The sequence below is a fragment of the Nocardioides daeguensis genome, from assembly GCF_019192965.1.
Classification (GTDB): Bacteria; Actinomycetota; Actinomycetes; order Propionibacteriales; family Nocardioidaceae; genus Nocardioides; species Nocardioides daeguensis.
The window spans coordinates 128,194-151,621 of sequence record NZ_JAHTKU010000010.1 but is presented as its reverse complement, the minus strand read 5'-3'; the positions used below and the strand labels follow the sequence as shown (position 1 = coordinate 151,621).

Sequence of the window (23,428 nt, the reverse complement as noted above, 5' to 3'; positions counted from 1 at the left end):
CGAAACCGATTGAACAGGGCGGTGGGAGGCCTGTCACAATGGCGACATCTCTGACAGCGTCGTCAGCCTGTCCTCTCCGCCTGTGCCGATCGAGAAGGTTGACCCCGTGACCGACATCCAGATCCCCGCCGAGCTCAAGCCCGCCGACGGCCGCTTCGGCGCGGGGCCCTCGAAGATCCAGACCAGCCACCTCGACGCGCTGGCCGCCACGGGCGAGAAGCTGATGGGGACCTCGCACCGCCAGGCACCCGTGCGCAACGTGGTCGGCCGGGTGCTGCAGGGCCTCGGCGACCTGTTCTCGCTGCCCGAGGGCTACGAGGTCGTGCTCGGCAACGGCGGCGCGACGGCATTCTGGGACATCGCGGCCTTCGGCCTGATCGAGCAGAAGTCGCAGCACCTCACCTTCGGCGAGTTCTCGAGCAAGTTCGCCTCGTCGGTCAAGGCCGCCCCGTGGCTCGACGCCCCGTCGGTCATCGCCGCCGACCCGGGCTCGCGCCCCGAGGCCGTCGCCGAGGCCGGTGTCGACGTCTACGGCTGGGCCCACAACGAGACCTCGACCGCCGTGATGGCGCCGGTCGTCCGCCCGGCCGGCACCGACGGCGCCCTGGTGCTGATCGACGCCACCTCGGGCGCCGGCGGCCTTCCGGTCGACCTCGCCGAGACCGACGTCTACTACTTCGCGCCGCAGAAGTGCTTCGCCTCGGACGGCGGCCTGTGGTTCGCCGTCTTCAGCCCCGCCGCGATCGAGCGCGCCGAGCGGATCGCCGCCTCCGACCGCTACATCCCGCCCTTCTTCAACCTCAAGACGGCCATCGACAACAGCCGGCTCAACCAGACCTACAACACCCCGGCCGTCGCCACGCTCTTCTTGATGGCCGAGCAGCTGGACTGGATGAACGGCCAGGGCGGCCTCAAGGGCATGGTCGAGCGCACCACCGCCTCGTCGGACGCGCTCTACGGCTGGGCCGAGCGGACGTCGTACACGACGCCGTACGTCGCCGACCCTAGCCACCGCTCGCTGGTGATCGGCACCATCGACTTCGACGACGCCATCGACGCCGCCCAGATCGCGAAGGTGCTGCGCGCCAACGGGATCGTCGACACCGAGCCGTACCGCAAGCTCGGCCGCAACCAGCTGCGGATCGCGATGTACCCGGCCGTCGACCCGGCCGACGTCGAGGCGCTGACGAAGTCGATCGACTACGTGGTCGAGGCGCTCTGAGCGCTCCGGCTGGTCAGGCGTAGACGTCGACCCGGCTCGCACCGAGCGCGACGAACAGCTCGGTGCGGCCGGGACCACGCACGGCCCCCGGGGTGGCCAGCACCTCGGCGACGGCGCGCTCGAGGTCGCGGTGCTCCTGGAAGTGCCGCACCGCGGCGGACCGCCACTCCTCGATGTCCGGCCCCATGCCCGGCATCGAGGCGACCGCCCCCCGCGAGCGCACCAGCCAGCCCGCGCAGACCAGGGCGAACGCCATCAGCAGGGCTGCAGTGGTGAGCTCCATCGACATCGTCGTCTCCTCCTCGTCGCGCCGGGTGGTTCGGTGCCTGACCAACGAGGTCCGGTACGACGGGTGACGACCCCGCCCCGAAATCGGGACCGGGTCCCAAGCGGCTGCAGGTCACACCGCCGATCGTTGACCTGGCCCTTCCTCTCGGTTGAGGTGCCGCTTCCTCTCGGTTGAGGTGCCGCATGTTCCGAACAACGAGGAAGGGTCGTAGGTGCCGGGTTCCGCGATCGGGCTACTGTCCCGAGCGGCGGTCGAGGAGTTCGCGCAGCGATCCTCAGCGCCTTGGTGGACGACCTCGAAAACCCCTAGGAACAAGGGGAAAGTCGCCTGGCGATTCCAACCGGCTCGGCCTCTACCGCCTCGTCGCCGACGGCGACGCCGCCCGAGCACGGGCGGGCGTTCCGGTCAGATCAGATCGCCCGCCTCTGCCTGCGGGCTCCGGCCGACCGCACTGGTGCGCAGCGCGCTCGGCAGCTGGGACATGCCAGCCGCGACCAGGTTCTCCGCCTCCACCCGCCAGACAGCCTCGGCGAACCTCAACCCGGCACTGTGCCGGCGAAACTGCGCCACGTCGGCCTCGGCCGGCTCGATGCCCGCCAGGAACTGGTGCGTCATGCGGAGCGCTGCCTGGGCGGCTCGCTCCTGCGCCCGTTGGAGCGCCAGCGATGCCCGGCCGTACGCCGTCTCGCCCGTCGCCGGTCCCCCGACACCGCCGTCCTCGTGGTGGTGCGGTGCCACGCCCTCGTCCATCGGATCCATCTGACCTCCCGATTCACGTCACCACCCGTGGCGCCCGGACTCCGGGCACCGAGTGGCGACTGCTCTGACCGGACTCCCCATCCGGGGGCTCCGCACAGCCCACGCCAGCGACCGTGGGCGGCCGTGGCGGCGACAGGGCGGAGCCTCGGGCAAAGGCTCTCCGACCAGATGTCGCCGACGTGGGGACACGGACCGATCGCGCTCAACTTCGGCGCCCCGTTGTCACCCGCGTGACAACTGATGGCCGGCGCGACGCTCAGAGGCGACTCGCGATGAGCTCGTACGCCGAGCGCCCGAACGCCACCATCCGCGCCAGCTCGACCTGCGTGGCCGTCGCGCGCAGCGTCTCGAGCGCCGCGTCGACGGCGTCCTCCTGGGGCCAGCCGTAGACACCGGCGCTCACCAACGGGAACGCGACCGAGCGGGCGCCGAGCTCGTCGGCGACCTCGAGCGCGCGGCGGTAGCAGGACGTCAGCAGGTTCCGGTCGGTCTCCCCGGCATGGCGGTTGGGCCCGACCACGTGGATGACCCACCGGGCCGGCATCAGGCCCGCCGTGGTCCAGCCGGCGTCGCCGGTCGCCAGCCCGTCGGGGAAGCGGCGGACGCAGTCGGCGAGGATATCCGGCCCACCGGCCGCGTGGATCGCCCCGTCGACCCCGCCGCCTCCGCGCATCCGGCGGTTGGCGGCGTTGACGACCGCGTCGACCTCCTGCGTGGTGATGTCGCCCTCGACGACCTCGATGTCCATCAGTCGACCGTACGGAGCCGGACGGTGCACGGTCCACCCTCGACCAGGCCCTCGGCGGCGCGGACCGCCTTCTTCACGGGCAGCACGAAGGTCTTCTCCTCGGCACTCGGGAACACCGACGTGCGCCACGTGCTGCCCCCCACGCTCACCTCGACCCGGACGCTGCCGAAGCCCTTGCGCGGCCCGGCCTCGTCGATCAGGTCGGAGACCTCGAACGGCAGGCTGACGAAGAACCACGCGCCGCCGGTCTCCTCCTCACGCGCCTGCCAGCGCCACAGCTCGGCGGTGAACTCGTGCTCGGTCACGGTCCGATCGTGTCACCGACCACCGACAAGGCGCAGCGTCGCCCGCTCCAGCTGTTCCTGCCTGGCTCCCGGTCGGGCCCGGATCGTGCGGCCCTCCTCATAGGCGTCGACGACGCGCGGGTCGACGTACGCCGACCGGGCGAGCGCGGGCGTGTTGCCGAGGAAGTCCGCGACCTCGCGCATCGCGGCCACGACCGCGCGCTTCCGGGCGGTCCGCGACGCGTCGGGCCCGGGTGCGTCCGCGAGCGCGGCCGCCGCCAGCACGGTGCCGTGCCAGGTCCGGAAGTCCTTGGCGGTCACGTCGAGTCCGCTCACCTCGCGCAGGTAGTCGTTGACGTCGGTCCCGGTGACGTCGAGCAGCCGCGGGTCCTGCCGGCGACGGCGTCGTCTGCGGTCCAGCGCCTCCACCACGACCGGGTCGTCGATCTCGACGTGGTGCTCGATCCCCGACTTGCCGGTGAACTCGAAGACGAGCACGTCCCCGGTACGGCGCACGTGCTGGCGCTCCAGCGTGGTGAGGCCGAACGAGCCGTACTCCTCGGCGTACACGTCGTTCCCGATCCGGAAGCAGCCCAGGTCGATCAGCCGCACCGCCAGGGCGCAGGTCGCACGCGGGCCGAGGTCGTCGTCGGCGAGGTCGGCGAGCACCCGCTCGCGCACCCGGGCCAGTCGGCGCCCGAGCCCCACCACGCGCTCGTGCTTCTGCGCCGCCCGCTGCTCGACCCAGTCCGGGTGGTAGAGGTACTGCCGCCTGCCCGCCGCGTCGGTGCCCACCGCCTGCAGGTGACCGTTCGGTCGTGGGCAGATCCACACGTCGTTCCACGCCGGTGGGATCACCAGCGCCCTGCACCGGGCCGCGTCCTCGGCCCCCAGCGGGCGACCGTCGAGCCCGACGTGGACGAACCCGCGCCCCGCCCGGCGCCGGGTCCAGCCCGGCTCTTCTGGAGAGGTACGACGCAGCCGGGCCACGTCGGGGAGGTAACCCGAATCCGGCGGATCAGTCCCGCGGCCGCAGCGAGCGCAGCAGCACGCCCACCATCACCACACCGGCGATGCCGCCGAGCGCCCACGGCCACCACGACCCCTGCTCCTCGGCCTGCACGGGCGCCTGTTCGCTCCCGTCCGCATCCGACGACGGCGACGGCGACGACGACGCGGACGGCGACGAACCCAGCGGCACCGCGACCCGCAGCACCTCCGCCTCGACACCCTCCGAGCTCACCAGCACCTCGCCGGACTCGCTGATCGCGAGCCCCTCCCCCTGCGGCTGCCGCGGCAGGTCGACCTGCGCGACGCGCTGCAGCCCCGGCCAGGTGTAGACGGCCGCCTGCCCGTAGTTGCGCAGCACGAGATGCTTGCCGTCGGGCGTGAAGCTGCCGTCGGTGGCGATGCCGAGGACCTCGTCGACGGCGCTCAACTCGTTGGGGCCGTCGGGATCGAGCCGCTCGGGTGCGGCGTACAGGCGGCCGATGAACTCCTTGGCGACCACGTACAGCCGGCCGGTCGCCGGGTCGGCGAGCAGTGTCTCGGCGTCGTGGGGACCATCGGGATAGGTCAGCTCGTACGTCGGCGCGTCGACCTCGCGGTTCCCGCGGCCGAACGGCACGCGGGCGACCTCGACGTGGTCGCGCGCGCCGGTGTTGTCGCCGATGTCGCCGACCCACACCTCGCCGCTGCCCGGACCGCCCGCCGGGGCCAGCGCCTCGATGTCGGTGGCATCGCCCTGCCAGCGGGTGACGCCGACGGTGTCACCGGTGGCGGGATCGACGGTGAAGACCCGGTTGCTGTCCCCGGAGTCGTTGACGGTGACGACCAGGCCGTCCCGGGCGACCAGCCCGCTGGACTCGGTGATCTCCGGGTCGGTGAAGCCGAAGACCGGCTGCCCGGGAGGCGGCTCGACGGCGGCGCCCGGCGCGAGGAACCCGATCGCGAAGGGCACCAGCAGCACGAGCGCCAGGATCCTCCTCACCCGAGGAGCTCCCCCAGCCGCGGGTGGATCCCCCACGCGGCGACGAGCGCGTCGTACTCCCCGTCGTCGGCGGCAGCCCCGGTACGCACCGCGCGCAGCAGCGTGTTGCGCGGCGTGTGCTGGCTGTCGACGAACTCCATCACGTCGACCCGGTAGCCGGCCCGTCGCAGCAGCAGCGCCCGCAGCGTGTCGGTGAGGGTGTCGGCGAACCGCTCGCGGAGGATGCCGTCGCGCGCCAGGGAGGCGTACGGCGCCGGCGGCTCCGCGCTGCGCAGCTGGGCCGCGATGTCGTGGTGGCAGCAGGGCGCGGCCAGCACGAGCGGCGCCTCCCACTCGACCGCCCGGGCGAGCGCGTCGTCGGTGGCGGTGTCGCAGGCGTGGAGCGCGAGCACGACGTCGGGGGCCTGCTCCAGCTCGGCCGCACCGATGGTGCCGGCCACGAACGTGGCGTCGATCCCGAGCGAGCGCGCCACCGAGGCGTTGTGGTCGCGCGACTGCTCCTTCACGTCGACGCCGGTCACCCGGACCGGCAGGCCGCGGCGCTCGCTGAGGTAGCGCTGCGCGGCGAAGGTGAGGTAGCCGTTGCCGCAGCCGAGGTCGACCACCCGCAGCGGGTCCTCCGGCGTCGGCTTGCGCAGCCGGCCCTTGGCGATCGCCTCGGTGACCGAGCGGTCGAGGATCCGCAGGAAGTCCTCGACCTGGCGGTACTTCGCCATCCGGCTCGGCTTGATCCGGCCCTGCGCGTCGGCCAGCCCGAGCGCCGCGAACACCGGGTCGTCCTCCGGCAGCAGCCGCTCCTTGGCCCGGTCGTGACCCCGGTTCGCCGGCGCCTCCCCGGTGCGCGCAGCCACGTGCACGGCCGCGTCGCCCTTCTTGGTCACCCGCAGGCTCAGCTGCTGCTCGGCGGTCTCGACCGTCCAGTTGCCGAACGGCTCGGCGAGCAGCCCGTCGACCGCCTGCTCGGCCGCCTCGCCGCGCAGGTGGTTGGACGTGTGGGCCTGGGTGGCGTCGTACCGCACGACCTGGAGGTGGCGCCCCGCCTTGAGGTCCACCCAGCGCAGCTCGACCCGGCGCCACGGGGGTACGGCGGTCCGCCGGCGTCCCGACGCGACGGCCCGCACCAGGCGGTCCTCGGCCAGCAGGTCCGCCCGGACCCGCGCCAGGCCGTCGTCGAGCGCGAGCGTGCTCACTTGACCAGCGCCGCCACGAGCACGATGAGGAGCAGCGCCACCAGCGCGGCCGGGATGATCAGGCGGCGGTGGCGCGGGTTCACCCGTCGATCGTAGTCGGGCCCTCAGCGCCGCACCCGCGTGGCCTTGCTGACCGAGACACCGGTGGCCGTCGCGCTGCGCACGGTGACCCGCACCGACACCCGGCGCGCGCGGTCCGCCCGGCGCACCTTGTAGCGCTGCCCGGTCGCGCCCTTGATCGCTCGCCCGTTGCGCAGCCACTGGTAGGACACGACCGTGACGCCGGCGCTCCACCTGCCACTGGTCGCACGCAGCACCTTGCCCACCCGCGCTCTGCCCCGCACCGCCGCCCGTTCGAGGTTCACCAGTGCGGGAGCGGCCGCCGGCGGCGCCAGGGGGGCCGCGGACCAGTCCGGCTGGCTGGCGCCGGGCAGCAGCAGGCGCAGCTCTCCGCCGCACCCGGGCGTCTTGTTGTCGGCGAAGGTCCACACCCCGTCCGAGGCGGCGAAGGCCAGCGTGCTGCTGTCGGGCGACCAGGTGGGGTCGGTGATGCGGTCGGCGGCGCCGCCGTCGAGCCGGCAGGCGTCGTCGGGCGGCCCGGGCAGTGCACCGGACCGGATGTCGCCGGCGATCCGGTAGGTCAGGATGTCGCGGTCGTCCCCGGACCCGCGCACGCCCGCCAGCAGGGTCGCGTCGGGCGAGACCTCCACGTTGCCGAAGTCGTCGCTCGGCGACCAGATGTCCCCGTCGTCGAACCAGTGCTGCTGCGTCGGGGACCCGATGTCGTGCACCATCACGTGGTAGTTGAACCCGCCGCTGTGCAGGGCCCGGCGGTTGGTGACCCAGGAGGGGTCGGCGAAGAAGGAGCTCCCGTAGGTCGCCGGCGTCCCGCCGCCCGACGTGCTGACGTAGCCGGTCGCCGTACGCCACTGGCAACCGCTCCCGCACGAGTACTCGGCGAACGTGTAGGCGATCAGCGCTCCGTCGGGCGAGACGGCCGTGGCGACCGGGCTACCGTCCATCGAGGTGCCCAACGAGTCGGGCAGGCGTGGGGGGTCGATCTCGGCGATCACCCGCCCCTGCTGGTCCATGGTCACGATGTGCGAGTAGCGGACCGCCGCGACCAGGCCGGTGTCGGACTGGCTGGGTGCCCGGTAGGGCAGGCCGGCGTGTCCGTCGGTCGTCAGGGGACGAGCCTGGGTGCCGTCACCTCGTGCGATCCACACGTTGTGGTCCTTGATGAAGGTGATCGTCCCCGGGTCGGCCGCGGCGGCCGCCTCCGTCGGGACGGACGCGAGCGGCACCGAGAGGCCGGCTGCGCACAGCGCTGCAACGGCGGCTCCGGCGATCCGGCGCGAAGGGTGGGTCATGGGGGCCTCCGGAGGTCGGTCGGGATGTGACGCCACCCTCCCCGGCCCGGACGCCCCGGGGGCAAGAGCCACGGGTCCCGTCGAGAGGGAGGACGCCAGTCCCGGGCGTTGTCCCGCCGGCACGGCCCGACGACCTCGGGACAGCCGCATCTGGTTCCCGGGCTGCGGGCACAGGGAACCTTCGTCCATGTCGAGAGCCCACTTCCTGCGCCTGAGCGGCCTTGCGCTGCTCACCTCCAGCCTCCTCGCGCCGGCCGCCGCCTCGGCGGCCGGCGGGGGTGAGGACCCGCCTGAGGACGTCGTTCCTCCGGTGCTGAGCGTCTCGCCCCTGCCGGACGACGCCTGGCACAACACCGGCTTGACCTATCGGGTGCGGGCCGTCGACGAAGGCCCGCTGGCCACCGGGGTGAGCGTCGTGACCTACCGGCTCACCGGCGCCAACGTCGGGTCGGGCCAGCTCGACCGGGTCGCCGGCGGCGACATCTGGATCGGGGGCGACGGCATCACCCGGGTCGAGGTCGAGGCGGTCGACGGCAACGGCAACTCCGCCTACGCCGACTTCCAGGTCCGCATCGACCGCGCCGTCCCCGTCGTCGTCTACGAGGGCCTGAAGCCCGGCGTCACGATCCCCCTCGGCGGCGATGCGCGGTGGGACTACTCCTGCGCCGACGCGACCGGACCGGGCGTCTCCGGGCTGGCGGAGTGCACCGGCGACCTCCCGAGCGGGAGCGTGCTGCCGGCCACGACCGTCGGCGACTTCTCGCTCGCGGTCCGAGCCCGTGACAAGGCCGGCAACACGATCGTGTCGCCCTTCGTCTACCACGTCGTCGACGGCCTCCGGGCGACCGCGCCCCCGAAGATCACGGGGACGCCGAGCCTCGGGTCCGTGCTGACCGGGACCCCCGCGGAGTTCAGCCCTGCCCCGGACACCACCGGCTGCCAGTGGCTGCGGGACGGGGCACCGATCCCCGGCGCCACCGCCCACCTGCGCACGGTCGAGCAGGACGATCTCGGCCACAACCTCGCCCTGCGCTGCACCGCGCAGCGGGCCGGCTTCCCCGGAGCCAGCGCCACCTCGGAGCCGTTGCCGGTCCCGCTGGCCCCGATGCCCGACGTCGTCGCCGACGTGGCGGTCAGCGGCGAGGGCCGGGTCGGCCAGACGCTCACGGCCGGCTACCAGCGGCGCCCGTCCCTGGCGGCGAGCGCCCCGACGCTCACCGTCCGCTGGACCCGCGACGGCGTCGAGATCCCGGGTGCCACCGGCACGACGTACGCCGTCTCCGCCGCCGACCAGGGCCACCGGCTGAGCGCGTTCGTGCGTGCCGAGTGGGAGGGCTACGTGACCACCGACTTCCCGGCCGCGAACGGGATCGACGTCGCCCCGGCACCCGGCGGCGGGCCTGGCAAGCCTGGCGGCCCCACGACCGACCAGGGCGACCGGGCCTCCGCCTCGGTCACGGCGCGCGGGAAGGCGCTGTCGCACCGACGGGTCCGGCTGCGGATCCGGGTCGTCGCCGGCCCGCTGCCCGCCGACGGGGAGGTGGTCGTGCGCCGTGGGCGCGCCGTGGTCGCCACCGGCTACGTCCGTGCCGGCCGCATCGTCCTCACGCTGCGCCGCCAGCCCGTCGGCAAGGCACGCTACCGGGTCCGCTACCTCGGCTCGGCGAGCGTCGCGCCGGCCGAGACCGTGCTGCGGGTCCGGGTCCGCTGACCCGCAGCACCCCCACCCCGACCGGGGTCCGCGTCACCGGCGCGGACCCCGGTCGTGGCAGCGCAGGTCACCGCTCGTCGCCTCCGAAGCCTGCCTCGCGCGCCAGCACGACCAGCGCCGCGCGGTCCTTGACCTCGAGCTTGGTGAAGATCGCGTAGACGTAGTTGCGCACCGTCTTGGTCGTCACGAACAGCGAGCGGGCGATGGCCGCGTTGTCCAGCCCCTGGGCGAGGAGCGCGAGCACCTCTCGCTCCCGATCGGTCAGCTGGGGGAAGGGCCGGGCGTCGGCGCGAGCGGCGAGCCCCTCCATCGCGCGGCGGGCGACGCCGGCGCCGAGCACGAGCCCGCCTCCGGCCACCGACCGGATCGAACGCTCGACCTCCTGGGGCTGCGCCTCCTTGAGGACGTAGCCCCGTGCGCCGGCCCGGATGGCGTCGTAGACCGCGTGCTCGTCGTCGAGCATCGTCACCACGAGCACCGCGACCTCAGGTCTGCGAGCGAGCAGCTCGCGCGTCGCGTCGACCCCGGAGCCGTCGCCGAGGTCGAGGTCCATGATGACCACGTCCGGGTCGGCACCGAGCACGACCCCGACCGCCTCGGCGCGACTCGCCGCCTGCCCGACGACCTCCAGCCCGGGCGTGGCCGCGAGCAGCGCGGACATCCCGATCCGGAAGGTCGGGTGGTCGTCGACCACCACCACCCGGATCGCCGCGGCGCCCGCGCTCACGGCAGCACCATGCGCACTGTCGTACCCCGTTCGCCGCCCTCGAGGCTGAGGTGCCCGGCGAGCTCGTCGACCCGCTCGCGCATCGAGGCCAGGCCGATCCCGCGAGCAGCCGGCGCCGCCGCGCCCGCTGCGGGGCCGGACCCGGTCGCCGAGCCGATGCCCGAGCCGTCGTCGCTGACCTCGAGCACGACCTCCCCCGCCGGGCCGGCGGCCACCCGGATGCGGACGTGGCGGGCACCGCCGTGCCGCCAGGCGTTGACGAGCGCCTCGGACGCCACGTGGTAGGTCGCGATCTGGCGGGGGGTGTCCATCTCGGGCCGGTCCTCGACGTCCACCTCCACCTGGGTCCCCGCCGCCTCGAACCGGGCGGCCAGGGCGGCGAGCGCCCCCGGCAGGTCTCCGTCGTCGAGGGCGACCGGCAGCATCGAACGCGCGAGCAGCCGCACGTCCTGGGTCCGCCGCCCGACCTCCTCGGCCAGGTCGTCGAGCAGGGCCACGGCACCGGCCGGGTCGGTGGCGGTACGGCGCCGGGCCGCCGCGATCCCGAGACCGATCCCGGCGAGCGCGGGGCCGAGCCCGTCGTGCAGGTCCCGGCGCAGGATCCGGCGCTCCTCGTGGCGCACCTGGACCAACCGGTCGCGTGCCCGGTCGAGCTGCTCGTTGACCTCGGTGAGCTCCAAGAAGACCGCCACGACTCCGGCGAACTGCTCGACCAGGTGGTCGGTGCGCGCGTCGAGGAGCTGCCCCGGCGGGGCGGCGACGACCAGCTCGCCGCGCCGGCGGCCGTGGACGCGTAGCGGGTAGCGACGTTGGGCCGGCGTGGCCGCGCCGACCGCGACGACGACACCGGCCCGCTCGTCGTGCACCTCGACCCGCCCCAGGCGCAGCCCGGCTGCCAGTCCGTCGACCAACGCCTCCAGGCTGCCCCGGGCGCTCACCGGCGCTCCGGCGACCGAGCCGACCGATCCCAGCAGCCGGGTCGGGTCGTGCGCCGGTCCGTACACGAGGGCGTCGACGCGCGCCTGCAGCCAGGTCCGCAGGGGGTGGGAGACCACGAGCATGGCGGCGAACCCCAGCCAGGCCGCTGTGTCGGCCGACAGCGCGAGGGTGCGCTGCATCCCCCAGCCCACGACGACGTAGCCGGCCATGAGGGCGAGGGTGAGCAGGAGCCACAGGGTCGCCCGGTCGACCGCCACGTCGACCCCCCACAGCCGCTGGCCGAGCACGACGGTCAGCAGGGCGCCGACCAGGAAGGGCTGCGCCGCGATCAGGAGGATCCCGGAGAGGTCCAGTGCGACCCGGTCCACCGCCATCGGCATCGGCACGACGACCGGCACGAAGGACACCGCGAGGAAGAGCGCGCCGATGCTCAGCCAGCCCAGCCCGCGTGCCTCCTCGGCCGACACCGTCCGCCAGCGCCACACCAGCCGAGCAGCCCCGGCGAAGCCGAGGACCACGCACAGCCGGTCCGGCCACAGACCGACCGTCCGGCGCAGCGCGTGCACTCCTTCGGGTACGACGTCGAACGGGTTGTCGAGCCCGACGTAGCGTGCGGTCAGCGAGGCCAGCACCCGCCAGGTGAGGGCCGCGATCCCGAGCGCGACCACGGGGCGCAGCCGACGGGGCAGGGGCTCCGGGCCGACCAGCCAGGGCAGGACCGCGATCGAGGCGTAGGTTCCCGGCACCCACACGACGCCGGCCAGCACCGGCAGCAGCGGGGGCACGGTCGCGTGGTGGGCCGCGGCTGTCTCGAGGGCGGCGCTGAGCAGCGCGGAGACCCCGCAGCCCAGGGCGGCCAGGACCAGGATCCAGGTGACGGGGTGGCGCGAGCGCGGCAGCAGCAGGAGACAGGCGCCGCCGTAGACGACGGCGACCAGGACGTCCATCAGCCAGTAGGCCAACGCCCCGCTGTGACCGCCGTTGAGCGCGAACAGGACCAGCGCGAGCGCCGCCGTGCTCCACGACCCGGCGGCCACGGCGAGGGCGGGCAGGCGGGATCGGGGCGTCGTCCTGGGCATCGCGGTGTGATGCTCCTCGGCCCGACGGCCCGGGTTCCAGGGCCCGATGTCCCGACCGCGAGGGCCGTCGGGACGCCGGCCCACTCACCAGTGCTCGAGCGAGGCCTTCATGATCGTGGCCAGGTCGTCGGCAGTGACGTCCTTGGGAGCGGTGGCGAGCAGGCGCTGCTGCTGCAGCGCACCCTCGACGAGCGCGTCCACGTCGCCGGCGACGTACCCGACCTCGGCGAGGCCGTTGGGGATGCCGATGTCGCGCATCAGCGAGGCGATCACCTGCGGCAGCACGCCGGCGTCGTCGCCCCCCACGGTGGGGTCGAGCAGGCGGGCGGCGCGCAGGTGTCGCTCGGGCGCGGCGTCGAAGGTGAACCGGAACGCCTCGGGCGCGGTCAGCGCGACGGCCATCCCGTGCGGCACCATCGCCTCGTCCTGCGGATAGTCGGCGGGGTGGAACGCCCGGACCCTCCCGGCGATCGGGTAGGCGTTGGCGTGCGGGATGTGGACGCCCGCGTTGCCGAAGCCGAGTCCGGCGAAGGTCGCCGCGAGCGCCATCTGCTCGGCCGCCTCGGACGCCCCCTCCCCCTCACGAGCGGACCGCACGGCGCTCCGGAACGCCCCGGACAGCATTCCCAGCGCGCGCTCCGACCAGAGGTCCGCGATCGGGTTCGCGCCGCAGTAGGGCACCCGCTGCTGCGCCTGCTTGGCGGGGTACTCGCCGTACCAGCGGGCCGTGTAGCTCTCCAGCGCGTGGCAAAGGATGTCCATGCCGGCGGCCGCGATCACGCCCGGCGGCTGGGTCGCCGACAGCGCGGGGTCGACGACGGCGAGCCGCGGACGCAGCGCCGGGTGGCTGATCCCGGTCTTCACCTTGAGCGCCAGCACGTCCATCACGCAGATCGTCGTCGACTCCGCGCCCGTGCCGGTCGTCGTCGGTACGGCGGCCAGCGGCAGCACCGGCTGCTCGGGCGCGCGCGCCTTGCCGATGGGCGCGTTGACGTAGTCCATCAGCTCACCCGGGTTGGTCACGAGCAGTGCGACCGCCTTCGCGGTGTCGATCGAGGAGCCGCCGCCGACCGCGACCACCGCGTCGAACGGGCCCTCGCCTCGGGCGAACGCCACCGCCTCCTCCAGCGAGGCGTCCGTCGGCTCGACCCGCGCGCCAGCGTAGGTCACGACCTCGACGCCGTGGGTGCGCAGCGAGGCCGCGACCGTCTCGGCGTGCCCGGCCGCCAGCACGCCCGGGTCGGTGACGAGCAGCGCCCGGCGCGCACCCCAGCCGCGGACGTCGTACCCGACCTCGGCGGCGGCGCCCCGCCCGAACTTCAACGCGGGCGCGGCGTAGGTGAAGACGGTCTCGTGCTGGGTCAGGTCCTGGCTCACGCCGACACGTTATCGCCGGCCGCCTCGATGGCCGCCCGGACCGATCCGTAGACCTTGAGCTTGCGGGCGGCGACGTCGGCGAGCGGGACCCAGGCCACCGCGTCGGTCGTCCCGCCCTCCTCGACGACCCGCGGCTCACCCGGCCCGACCTCGGCGCGGTAGATGATCCCGATCGCGTGGAAGTCCTCCTCGCGACCGTTGGGGGCGGTGCCGGTGAAGTGGTGGTCGAGCACGGTCAGCAGCGCGCCGGCCTCCCCCTCGAGCCCGCACTCCTCCCACAGCTCGCGCCGGATCGTGTCGCTCGGCGACTCGCCGTGGTCGATCCCGCCGCCGGGCAGGTGCCAGGTCCCAGGGTCGGGCGCGAGGTCGGAGGTGCGGGTCAGCAGGATCGCGCCGTCCCGCACGACGTAGGCGTAGGCGGCGGTGCGCTGCCGCTGGCGCACGGCGTACGACGTCAGCGCGTCGCTCACCAGGCTCACCGTCGGCAGGCTGCCGTCGAGCACGGACGCGATCGGCTTCCACGCCGCCTCGGCGGTCGATCCGTCGACCTCGGTGACGTGCGGCTCGGGCGCGTCGGCCGGCACCCAGCCCTCGTAGACGATCCGCACCGAGTGCGCGTCGACCCGACGCCCGCGCCGCCACGAGTCGGCGACGTGCATCGAGTGGACGTGGGCGGTCTCACCGACCTCGGCGTGCAGACCGGTCTCCTCGTAGACCTCGCGGACCACCGCGTCGCGCGGGGCCTCGCCGTGGTCGACGCCGCCGCCCGGCAGGGACCACAGCTCGCGCTTGGTCACCCGCTCCGCCAGCCGGGAGAGCAGGATCTGGTCGCCGCGGACGATCACGGCGTACGCCGCCAGCCGCTGCACCCGCTGCCCCATGCTGTCCACCCTAGGGGTTCGGTTCAGGAGAACGGCGGGCGGCTGTCGCGGGCCAGCGAGTGGCGTCCGGCCCAGCGCCACACCCGGGCGGAGCGGTCGCGGTCCTCCTCGGTGACCAGGTTGCCCATCCAGCGCAGCGCCAGGGTCATCAGCAGGTCGGAGCGCATGCCGATCGGGCCGAGCGCCGGCAGCAGCCGCGGCACGGTCACCAGGCCGGCGAGCCGGCGGGCGATCGAGAACGACTCGCCGTAGTGCTCGCGCAGCAGCGCCGGCCAGAGCGTGCCCAGGTCGGCGCCGGGCGAGTCGGCCAGCAGCTCGGCGACCACCCGGCCGGTCTCCAGCCCGTAGTCGATGCCCTCGCCGTTGAGCGGGTTGACGCAGGCGGCGGCGTCGCCGATCAGCGCCCAGTTGCGGCCGGCGACATGGGAGACGGCGCCCCCCATCGGCAGCAGCGCCGAGGTCGGGGCCCGCAGCTCCTCGCCGAGCCCGAACTCCGCACGAAGCCGGTCGGCGTACAGCTTCATCAGCGGCTTGACCGCCACGTCGGCGGGCCGCTTCGCGGTCGCGAGCGTGCCGGCGCCGAGGTTGACCTCGCCGCTCTGCTTGCCGAGCGGGAAGATCCAGCCGTAGCCGGACAGGATCTCGTCCTGCTCGCCGCGCAGCTCGAGGTGCGAGCTGATCCAGGGGTCGTCGGCGCGGGTCGAGGTGACGTAGGAGCGCCCGGCGACGCCGTACACGGTGTCGCGGTGCCACTCCCGTCCGAGCACCTTGCCGAGCGGCGAGCGCACGCCGTCGGCCACGACCAGCCGCTGGCAGGCGATCTCGACCATGTCCTCGGTGGTCGAGGTGCGCGCTTGCGCGCCTCGGAACCGCACCGCCGCGACGCGGTCGCCGTCCATGCGTACGTCGACCGCGCGCGCCCCGTCGAGCCCGGTGGCGCCGGCCTTGATCGCCGTGGTCCGCAGGTGGTCGTCGAGCTCGGTCCGGGCGACGGCGCTGCCCCAGTCGGGCAGGTTGCCGCCCGGCCAGGGCAGGTGCAGCGTCTGGCCGAACCCGTGCGCCCGCAACCCCTGGTTGACCGTGTGCGAGCGGACCCAGTCGCGCAGCCCGAGCCGCTCGAGCTCACCGATCGCGCGCGGCGTCAGTCCGTCGCCGCAGGTCTTGTCGCGCGGGAAGACGGCGGCGTCGGCGAGCACGACGTCGAGCCCCGCGCGAGCAGCCCACGTGGCGGCGGCCGAGCCGGCGGGGCCGGCGCCGACGACGAGGACGTCGGTGCTCGTCGTCGTGCGATCCATGGACCCATCATTCCAGCCCGGCACCACCGGACCCGTGTCGGGCCGGTGTCGCACGGCGGTGCGGCGCGCCGACGACCTCGGCGGCCGGGCCGCTCGACCCTGGGTCCCGGGCCGTCCGGGCCCCTATCGTGGGCCCGTGCCAGCCATCACCCGAGCGGCCTACGCCGTCGGCGGGGTCCTCGCCGCGCTCTGCCTGGCCGGCGTCGCCCTGGCGCCCGCGGGTGCGGCTGTTCCCGACCAGGCGTTCATCCGTCCCCAGTTCTTCTGGCCCGACATCCTGGTCGCGCTGGTGTACGGCGGGCTCGGGCTCTACCTCGCCGTGCGCACGGGGCGCGGGGCGGGCTTGGCCCTGGCCGTCGTCGGCACCGGGTTCGCGGTCTCGGCCGTGGGCATCGAGTGGGTCCTGGTCAGCGCGGGTCACGACCTCCCCGGGCAGCCCGTCGCGGCCGTGGCGGCCGCGACCGGCTGGCTGACCGGCGTGCTGTGTGCCCTGCTCGTGCTGCCGTGGCTGGTGGCGCCGGGCCCGGTCGACCGCGCCGGCCGGGTCGGGATCGTCGTCGGGGTGAGCCTGGTCGTCGCCGGCACCGCGCTGCGGGCCTGCCGCGACTTCGGCGGCCCCGAGCACCCGTTCGCCGGCCCAGCGCTGAGCGCCTGGGCGGAGGCGGCCGAGGCATGGACCGTCCCGCTCTCCGTCGCCGCCGGCCTGGGCGGGGCGCTCCACCTGAGCGTCCGGCTGGCCCGCTCGGGCCCCGACGAGCGCCGCGCGCTGCGCTGGCTGGTCGTGGCCGTGGTCTTCCTGGTCCTCGGCTACGCCGCGTTCGAGACCGGCCTGAAGGTGGCCGGCACCTCGCTGGTGGCGGCGGCGCCGGTGCTGCTGGTCGCCCAGGTGATCTTGCTGGCGGTGGTGTTCGCCCTCGTGGCCCGGGAGGAGCCGTGGCGCGTCGACCTGGCCGTGTCGCGCACGGTGGTGGCCACGATGCTCGGCGGGGTCGTCGCGCTGGCCTACCTCGTCCTGGTCTGGCTGGGCAGCCGGCTGCTGCCGTGGGACGGCATGTCCGCGGGCCTGCTCGCGGTCGCCACGCTCGCTCTCGCGGTGGCCCCGCTGCAGCGCTGGCTGCAGCTCCAGGTGGACCGGCTCGTCTTCGGCACCGGGACCGACACCGCTCAGCTGCTCGTCGACCTGGGCCGCCACCTCGACGCGAGCGGCGGCCAGGAGGACCTGCTCGACGGGTTGGCCGACGGGCTGCGCCGGGGGATGCGGCTGCGCCGGGTCGAGATCGGGTCGGCCGACCCCGACGGTCCGCGGTCCGCCGCCGGGGAGCGTGGGGCCCTGCAGCACACCATCACGCTCCACAACGGCGGCCGGCTGGTCGGCACCCTCGCGATCGCGCCTCCGGCCGGCCAGCGACTGGACCCGCGCACGGTCGGCGTCCTCCACCAGATCGCCGGGCTGGTGGCCATCGCGCTCGAGCTGGCCACGGCCAACCGGGCGCTGGACCGCGCCCGGACCCGGTTGGTCGAGGTCCGCCAGGAGGAGCGCCGGCTGTTGCGGCGCGAGCTGCACGACGGCCTGGGGCCCTCGCTCTCGGGGGTGGCGCTGGCCCTGCGCGCGATCGGCAACTCCTCGCCGCTGCGACCTGCCGACGCCGCGCTCCTCGACCAGCTGTGCGCCGAGCTGACGCGCCGGGCCGACGAGGTGCGCCAGGTGGCCCGCACCCTGCTCCCGCCCTCGCTGGAGCACGGGGACCTCCCCGAGGCGCTCGAGGTCCTCGCCGCCCGGTTCAGCGACGACGACTTCGAGGTCTCGATCCACGTCGCCGGTTCCGACCTCCTGGCCGGCGAGCAGCAGGTCGCGATCTACCACATCGCAGCCGAGGGGGTTCTCAACGCGCACCGGCACGCGGGGGCGCGCCGATGCGTGGTGCGGGTGGTGGCGAGCGGGCAGCAGACCCGGGTCGAGGTCGAGGACGACGGCAGCGGCTTCGACCCGGCGCCGACCCCCGGCGTGGGCCTCGCCTCGATGCGCGAGCGGACCGCGGAGCTGGGCGGCAGCCTCCATCTCGAGAACTCCCCGACCGGGGCGAAAGTGACGGTGCTCCTGCCATGAACGAGATCCGTGTCGTCGTCGTCGACGACCACCCCGTGTTCCTGATCGGCATGTCGGCGCTGCTGGACTCCCTGGACGGGATCACCGTCGTCGGCCGCGCCGCGACGGTGGCCGGCGCCATCGAACTGGTCGAGGCCGAGCGGCCCCACGTCGTCCTGATGGACCTCGACCTGACCGGCGGCCCGGACGGGACCTCCGATCCCGCACTCGCCGGCTCCGGGGTCGAGGCGACCCGGCAGATCGTCGCCCGGCAGCCCGAGACGGCCGTCCTGGTGGTGACGATGCTGGGCGACGACGACTCGCTGTTCGCCGCGATCCGCGCCGGCGCGCGCGGCTACCTGCTCAAGGGCGCGACCCCGGTCGAGGTCGAGCGGGGGGTGCGGGCCGTGGCCAACGGCGAGCTCCTGCTCGGCGCCGAGGTGGCCCGCCGCGCCGTGACCTACCTGTCCGCTGCCCGGACCCGCGGGGCGAGCGTCTTCCCCGAGCTCACCGGGCGGGAGCGGGAGGTGCTGGAGATGATCGCGCTGGGCTACGACAACGCGACGGTCGCCCGGCGGCTGGTGCTGAGCACCAAGACGGTGCGCAACTACGTCTACGGGATCCTCGCCAAGCTCGACGTGCCGGACCGCGGCCAGCTGATCGTGCGGGCGCGGGAGGCCGGCCTCGGCGGCGAGGACGCCGACTGACCCGGAAGGTCGTGGCGCCTGGCCCTGATGCCCGGGCCGTGAGGCCGCCGAGGATCGGGCCATGAACGAGACCACACCCGTGTCCCCGCCCGTCCCCGCTCCCCCGGCCGCCGGCGCCCGTCGCTTCACCGCCTGGCCCCTGCTGATCAGCCTGTGCGGCGTGCTCGGCGTCGTGGCGCTGTTCCTCGAAGGAAGGCCCGACGCCAACGGCAGCGACTTCGACTACCCGGTCACCGCCGAGGACGTGCTCGGCCTCGACCACGTGCCCTACCGGCTCTCCGGTGCGCTGGGCTACGTCCTCGCGCTCGCCCTGATCGCGGCGGCCGTGACCTGGCGCCACCGGGTCGAGCGCCGCTTCCCCGGCTCCTCCGGCGCGAGCGCCGTCTCCTACGGCGTGCTGGCCACCGCCGCCCTGGTCACCCTCGCCTACGGGTGGCGTGGCGCGGTCGGCAACTACCTGCCCTCGGGGGCCGAGGGCGACACCTACGACGCCGAGGGCATCTACACCTACTTCGTGATGACCGACTTCAGCCCCTACATCGCCTTCGTCCCGCTGCTCGCCTCGGCCTACGGCCTGGCGTGGATGGCCCTGCGGGAGCGGCTGGTCTCGCGCGGCCTGGGTGCGCTCTCGGGCCTGCTCGCCACCGCGCTCCTGCTCGCCGTCTTCGTCACCGGCGTCCCGGGGCTGCCCGCGATGATCATCCTCGGCCTGGTCGTGGCCGGCGTCTGGCTCGCGTTCGGCCGCAGCCCGATCACCCTCGCCCAGCCCTGACCCGTCGTCCCGCACGGACGGGACCCCGAACAGCACGAGGCCCTCGCGAGCAAGCTCGCGAGGGCCTCGTGCAGGTCACCCTGGCTCACACCAGGACGTCGCTCCGTTCAGCTCTGGTAGGAGCCGAAGTCGAAGTCGTCCAGCGCCACGGCCTGGCCCTGGTTGCCGAACTCGTAGTCGTAGGACTCGTAGCCCGTGACGGCGTACGCCGCGGCGCGCGCCTCCTCGGTCGGCTCGACCCGGATGTTGCGGTAGCGCTCCAGGCCGGTGCCGGCCGGGATCAGCTTTCCGATGATCACGTTCTCCTTCAGGCCGCGCAGGCTGTCGGAGCGGCCGTTGATCGCGGCGTCGGTGAGGACCCGGGTGGTCTCCTGGAAGGAGGCCGCGGAGAGCCACGACTCGGTCGCGAGCGAGGCCTTGGTGATGCCCATGAGCTCGGGACGACCCGAGGCCGGCTTGCCGCCCTCGGAGACCACGCGGCGGTTCTCCTCCTCGAAGCGGACCCGGTCGACGAGGTCGGACGGGAGCAGGTTGGTCTCGCCCGACTCGAGCACCGTGATCCGGCGCAGCATCTGCCGCACGATGATCTCGATGTGCTTGTCGTGGATCGACACACCCTGCGACCGGTACACCTCCTGGACCTGGTCGACGAGGTGCTGCTGGGTCTTGCGCACACCCAGGATGCGCAGCACCTCCTTCGGGTCCTCGGTTCCGGCGGTGAACTTGTCGCCCACCTCGACCCGGCCGCCGTCCTCGACGAGGAGGCGCGAGCGCCGGGACACCGGGTACTCCTTGACCTCGCTGCCGTCGTCGGGGGTGACGACGATGATGCGCGCCTTGTCGGTCTCCTCGATCTGCACGCGGCCGGCGGCCTCGGAGATCTGGGCGTGACCCTTGGGGGTGCGGGCCTCGAAGAGCTCGACCACGCGGGGCAGACCCTGCGTGATGTCGTCGGCCGAGGCCACACCACCGGTGTGGAAGGTACGCATCGTCAGCTGCGTGCCGGGCTCACCGATCGACTGCGCCGCGATGATGCCGACGGCCTCACCGATGTCGACGAGCTTGCCGGTGGCCAGCGAGCGGCCGTAGCACTTCGCGCAGGTGCCGGTGCGAGCGTCGCAGGTCAGCACCGAGCGGACCGTGACCTGCTCGATGCCGGCCTCGATGAGCTCGGCGATCTTGACGTCGCCGAGGTCCTCGCCCGCCACGGCGAGCACCGCGCCCGTCTCCGGGTGGGTGATGTCCTTGGCGGCCGACCGGGCGTACGCCGCGGTCTCGGCGTTCTCGTCCTTGACGACGACGCCGTTCTCGTCCTTGACGCCGATGACCTTGGGCAGGCCGCGCTCGGTGCCGCAGTCCTCCTCGCGGATGATGACGTCCTGCGACACGTCGACCAGACGACGGGTCAGGTAGCCCGAGTCGGCGGTCCGCAGCGCGGTGTCGGCCAGACCCTTGCGGGCACCGTGGGTGGAGATGAAGTACTCCAGCACGGAGAGACCCTCGCGGAAGTTGGCCTTGATCGGCCGCGGGATGATCTCGCCCTTCGGGTTGGCCACCAGACCACGCATGGCGCCGACCTGGTTGATCTGGTTGAAGTTACCCGAGGCACCCGAGTGCACCTGCACGTAGATCGGGTTGGTCGGGTTGGCCTCGAAGGTGGAGCGGAGGGCCTTGCCGACCTCCTGGCTCGCCTTCGTCCAGATCTCGATGAGCTCCTGGCGACGCTCCTCGTCGGTGACCAGACCGCGCTCGTACTGCTTCTGGATCTTCGCCGCCGACTCCTCGTGCACGGCCAGGATCTCGGCCTTGTTCGGGGGCGTGATGACGTCGTCGATCGACACGGTCACACCGGAGCGGGTCGCCCAGTGGAAGCCGTTGTCCTTGAGCGCGTCCAGGGACGCCGCGACGACGACCTTGGGGTAGCGCTCGGCGAGGTCGTTGACGATGGCGCCGAGCCGCTTCTTGCCGACCTCCTCGTTGACGTACGGGTAGTCGGCCGGCAGCGCGTCGTTGAAGATGGTGCGGCCCAGGGTCGTCTCGACCAGGGTGGCCACATCCTTCTCGACGCCCTCGAGGGCGACGTTGGTCAGCCGGATGCGCACCCGGTCCTGCAGCGTGATCTCGCCACGGTCGAAGGCCATGATCGCCTCGGCCGGGGAGGTGAAGCTGCGCAGGTGGGTCTCGCCGTCGACCTCGACCGTCGCCTCGCCACGCTCGGTGGTGAGGAAGAACAGGCCGATGATCATGTCCTGGGTCGGCATGGTCACCGGACGGCCGTCCGACGGCTTGAGGATGTTGTTGGTCGACAGCATCAGGATCCGCGCCTCGGCCTGGGCCTCGGCGGACAGCGGCAGGTGCACGGCCATCTGGTCACCGTCGAAGTCCGCGTTGAACGCGGTGCAGACGAGCGGGTGGAGCTGGATGGCCTTGCCCTCGATCAGCTGCGGCTCGAAGGCCTGGATGCCGAGGCGGTGCAGGGTGGGCGCACGGTTGAGCAGCACGGGGTGCTCGGTGATGACCTCTTCGAGGACGTCCCACACGACCGGACGCGCGCGCTCGACCATCCGCTTGGCGGACTTGATGTTCTGCGCGTGCGAGAGGTCGACGAGCCGCTTCATCACGAACGGCTTGAAGAGCTCCAGCGCCATCTGCTTGGGCAGACCGCACTGGTGCAGCTTCAGCTGCGGACCCGAGACGATGACCGAACGACCCGAGTAGTCGACGCGCTTGCCGAGCAGGTTCTGGCGGAAGCGACCCTGCTTGCCCTTGAGCATGTCGGACAGCGACTTCAGCGGCCGGTTGCCCGGGCCGGTGACGGGACGGCCACGGCGGCCGTTGTCGAACAGCGAGTCGACGGCCTCCTGGAGCATCCGCTTCTCGTTGTTGACGATGATCTCCGGCGCGCCCAGGTCCAGCAGCCGCTTGAGGCGGTTGTTGCGGTTGATGACGCGGCGGTAGAGGTCGTTGAGGTCGGAGGTCGCGAACCGGCCACCGTCGAGCTGCACCATCGGGCGCAGGTCCGGCGGGATGACCGGCACGGCGTCGAGGACCATGCCGACCGGCTTGTTGCCGGTCTTGCGGAAGGCCTCGACGACCTTGAGCCGCTTGAGGGCACGGACCTTGCGCTGGCCCTTGCCGGTGGCGATGGTCTCGCGCAGGCTCTCGACCTCGGCGTCGAGGTCGAAGGACTGCAGGCGCTTCTGGATCGCCGTGGCGCCCATGTGGCCCTCGAAGTACTTGCCGAACCAGTTCTTCATCTCGCGGTAGAGGACCTCGTCACCCATGAGGTCCTGCACCTTGAGGCTCTTGAACGTGTCCCAGACCTCCTCGAGGCGGTCCAGCTCGCGCTGGGCGCGGTCGCGCAGCTGCTTGAGCTCGCGCTCGGCACCGTCACGGACCTTGCGGCGCTGGTCGGCCTTGGCACCCTCCGCCTCCAGGGCGGCGATGTCCTCCTCCAGCTTCTTGGTGCGGTCCTCGAGGCCGGCGTCGCGGCGCTTCTCGATCGACTCACGCTGGAGCTGGATCTTGCCCTCGAGCGAGGACAGGTCGCGGTGGCGAGCGTCCTCGTCGACGGCGGTGATCATGTACGCCGCGAAGTAGATGACCTTCTCGAGGTCCTTCGGGGCGAGGTCGAGCAGGTAGCCGAGGCGGCTCGGGACACCCTTGAAGTACCAGATGTGGGTGACCGGCGCGGCCAGCTCGATGTGGCCCATCCGCTCACGGCGGACCTTCGAGCGGGTCACCTCGACGCCGCAGCGCTCGCAGATGATGCCCTTGAAGCGGACCCGCTTGTACTTGCCGCAGTAGCACTCCCAGTCCCGGGTGGGACCGAAGATCTTCTCGCAGAAGAGGCCGTCACGCTCGGGCTTGAGCGTGCGGTAGTTGATGGTCTCCGGCTTCTTGACCTCGCCGTGGCTCCACGTGCGGATGTCCTCCGCGGTGGCCAGGCCGATCTGAAGCTGGTCGAAGAAGTTCACGTCGAGCACGATGGCTGCTGTCCTT

General features: G+C 73.3%; 19 protein-coding genes. 5 read left to right on the top strand and 14 right to left on the bottom strand.

From position 1 onward, the window contains the following. Positions 1-106: 106 nt before the first annotated feature. Positions 107-1,222, top strand: coding sequence for a phosphoserine transaminase (serC, locus tag KU893_RS08400; RefSeq protein ID WP_218233894.1), 1,116 nt, complete (start codon positions 107-109; stop codon positions 1,220-1,222). Positions 1,223-1,235: 13 nt separating this feature from the next. Here the strand turns inward: serC and KU893_RS08395 are convergent, their stop codons facing one another. The 8 genes from KU893_RS08395 to KU893_RS08360 all read right to left on the bottom strand — a co-directional run bounded on the left by KU893_RS08395 (position 1,236) and on the right by KU893_RS08360 (position 7,852). Continuing rightward, the gene (locus tag KU893_RS08395) at positions 1,236-1,511 is read right to left on the bottom strand and encodes a hypothetical protein (RefSeq protein ID WP_218233893.1); all 276 of its coding nucleotides are present in this window, start codon (positions 1,509-1,511) and stop codon (positions 1,236-1,238) included. Positions 1,512-1,916: 405 nt separating this feature from the next. After that, a complete protein-coding gene (locus KU893_RS08390; RefSeq protein ID WP_218233892.1) occupies positions 1,917-2,270 on the bottom strand; it encodes a hypothetical protein in 354 nt (117 codons plus the stop codon). Positions 2,271-2,526: 256 nt separating this feature from the next. Next, positions 2,527-3,021, bottom strand: coding sequence for an O-acetyl-ADP-ribose deacetylase (locus KU893_RS08385; RefSeq protein WP_218234081.1), 495 nt, complete (start codon positions 3,019-3,021; stop codon positions 2,527-2,529). Further along, complete coding sequence (locus tag KU893_RS08380; protein ID WP_218233891.1) at positions 3,018-3,323, bottom strand: DUF1905 domain-containing protein; 306 nt, start codon at positions 3,321-3,323, stop codon at positions 3,018-3,020. The genes KU893_RS08385 and KU893_RS08380 overlap by 4 nt, the downstream gene beginning before the upstream one ends. Positions 3,324-3,335: 12 nt before the next feature. Next, complete coding sequence (locus KU893_RS08375) at positions 3,336-4,292, bottom strand: DNA topoisomerase IB (RefSeq protein WP_218233890.1); 957 nt, start codon at positions 4,290-4,292, stop codon at positions 3,336-3,338. Between the two features lie 28 nt (positions 4,293-4,320). Further along, positions 4,321-5,292 carry a hypothetical protein gene (locus KU893_RS08370; protein WP_218233889.1) on the bottom strand — a complete coding sequence of 324 codons (972 nt, stop codon included), beginning with the start codon at positions 5,290-5,292 and terminating at the stop codon, positions 4,321-4,323. Continuing rightward, a complete protein-coding gene (locus KU893_RS08365; RefSeq protein ID WP_218233888.1) occupies positions 5,289-6,482 on the bottom strand; it encodes a class I SAM-dependent methyltransferase in 1,194 nt (397 codons plus the stop codon). Before KU893_RS08365 ends, KU893_RS08370 begins: the two co-directional genes overlap by 4 nt. 104 nt (positions 6,483-6,586) lie before the next feature. After that, positions 6,587-7,852 (bottom strand): hypothetical protein, encoded by a 1,266-nt coding sequence (locus tag KU893_RS08360; RefSeq protein WP_218233887.1) that lies wholly within the window; start codon positions 7,850-7,852, stop codon positions 6,587-6,589. 187 nt (positions 7,853-8,039) lie between these two features. Between KU893_RS08360 and KU893_RS08355 the strand changes: the two genes are divergently transcribed. Beyond that, positions 8,040-9,563 carry a hypothetical protein gene (locus KU893_RS08355; RefSeq protein ID WP_218233886.1) on the top strand — a complete coding sequence of 508 codons (1,524 nt, stop codon included), beginning with the start codon at positions 8,040-8,042 and terminating at the stop codon, positions 9,561-9,563. Between the two features lie 67 nt (positions 9,564-9,630). Here the strand turns inward: KU893_RS08355 and KU893_RS08350 are convergent, their stop codons facing one another. The 5 genes from KU893_RS08350 to KU893_RS08330 form a co-directional block, all read right to left on the bottom strand. Then, a complete protein-coding gene (locus KU893_RS08350; RefSeq protein ID WP_257440756.1) occupies positions 9,631-10,290 on the bottom strand; it encodes a response regulator in 660 nt (219 codons plus the stop codon). After that, positions 10,287-12,308: an ATP-binding protein gene (locus KU893_RS08345; protein WP_218233885.1), complete on the bottom strand. Its 2,022-nt coding sequence runs from the start codon at positions 12,306-12,308 to the stop codon at positions 10,287-10,289. Before KU893_RS08345 ends, KU893_RS08350 begins: the two co-directional genes overlap by 4 nt. 84 nt (positions 12,309-12,392) lie before the next feature. After that, the gene (locus KU893_RS08340; RefSeq protein ID WP_257440760.1) at positions 12,393-13,685 is read right to left on the bottom strand and encodes a hydroxyacid-oxoacid transhydrogenase; all 1,293 of its coding nucleotides are present in this window, start codon (positions 13,683-13,685) and stop codon (positions 12,393-12,395) included. Next, positions 13,682-14,566 (bottom strand): NUDIX domain-containing protein, encoded by an 885-nt coding sequence (locus KU893_RS08335; protein WP_218233884.1) that lies wholly within the window; start codon positions 14,564-14,566, stop codon positions 13,682-13,684. Before KU893_RS08335 ends, KU893_RS08340 begins: the two co-directional genes overlap by 4 nt. A gap of 23 nt (positions 14,567-14,589) precedes the next feature. Continuing rightward, positions 14,590-15,861, bottom strand: a complete 1,272-nt coding sequence (locus KU893_RS08330; protein WP_218233883.1) for a geranylgeranyl reductase family protein — start codon at positions 15,859-15,861, stop codon at positions 14,590-14,592. A gap of 136 nt (positions 15,862-15,997) precedes the next feature. Here KU893_RS08330 and KU893_RS23555 point away from each other — a divergent pair, with 136 nt between their 5' ends. From KU893_RS23555 to KU893_RS08315, 3 genes are all read left to right on the top strand, one after another. After that, positions 15,998-17,968: a sensor histidine kinase gene (locus tag KU893_RS23555; protein ID WP_218233882.1), complete on the top strand. Its 1,971-nt coding sequence runs from the start codon at positions 15,998-16,000 to the stop codon at positions 17,966-17,968. Continuing rightward, positions 17,965-18,654 carry a response regulator transcription factor gene (locus KU893_RS08320; protein WP_218233881.1) on the top strand — a complete coding sequence of 230 codons (690 nt, stop codon included), beginning with the start codon at positions 17,965-17,967 and terminating at the stop codon, positions 18,652-18,654. Before KU893_RS23555 ends, KU893_RS08320 begins: the two co-directional genes overlap by 4 nt. Positions 18,655-18,715: 61 nt before the next feature. Beyond that, on the top strand, positions 18,716-19,426 hold the full coding sequence (locus KU893_RS08315) for a hypothetical protein (RefSeq protein ID WP_218233880.1): 711 nt from the start codon (positions 18,716-18,718) through the stop codon (positions 19,424-19,426). A 107-nt stretch (positions 19,427-19,533) separates the two neighbouring features. Here KU893_RS08315 and KU893_RS08310 read toward each other — a convergent pair whose 3' ends face one another. Continuing rightward, positions 19,534-23,412: a DNA-directed RNA polymerase subunit beta' gene (locus tag KU893_RS08310; protein ID WP_218233879.1), complete on the bottom strand. Its 3,879-nt coding sequence runs from the start codon at positions 23,410-23,412 to the stop codon at positions 19,534-19,536. Positions 23,413-23,428: the final 16 nt, after the last annotated feature.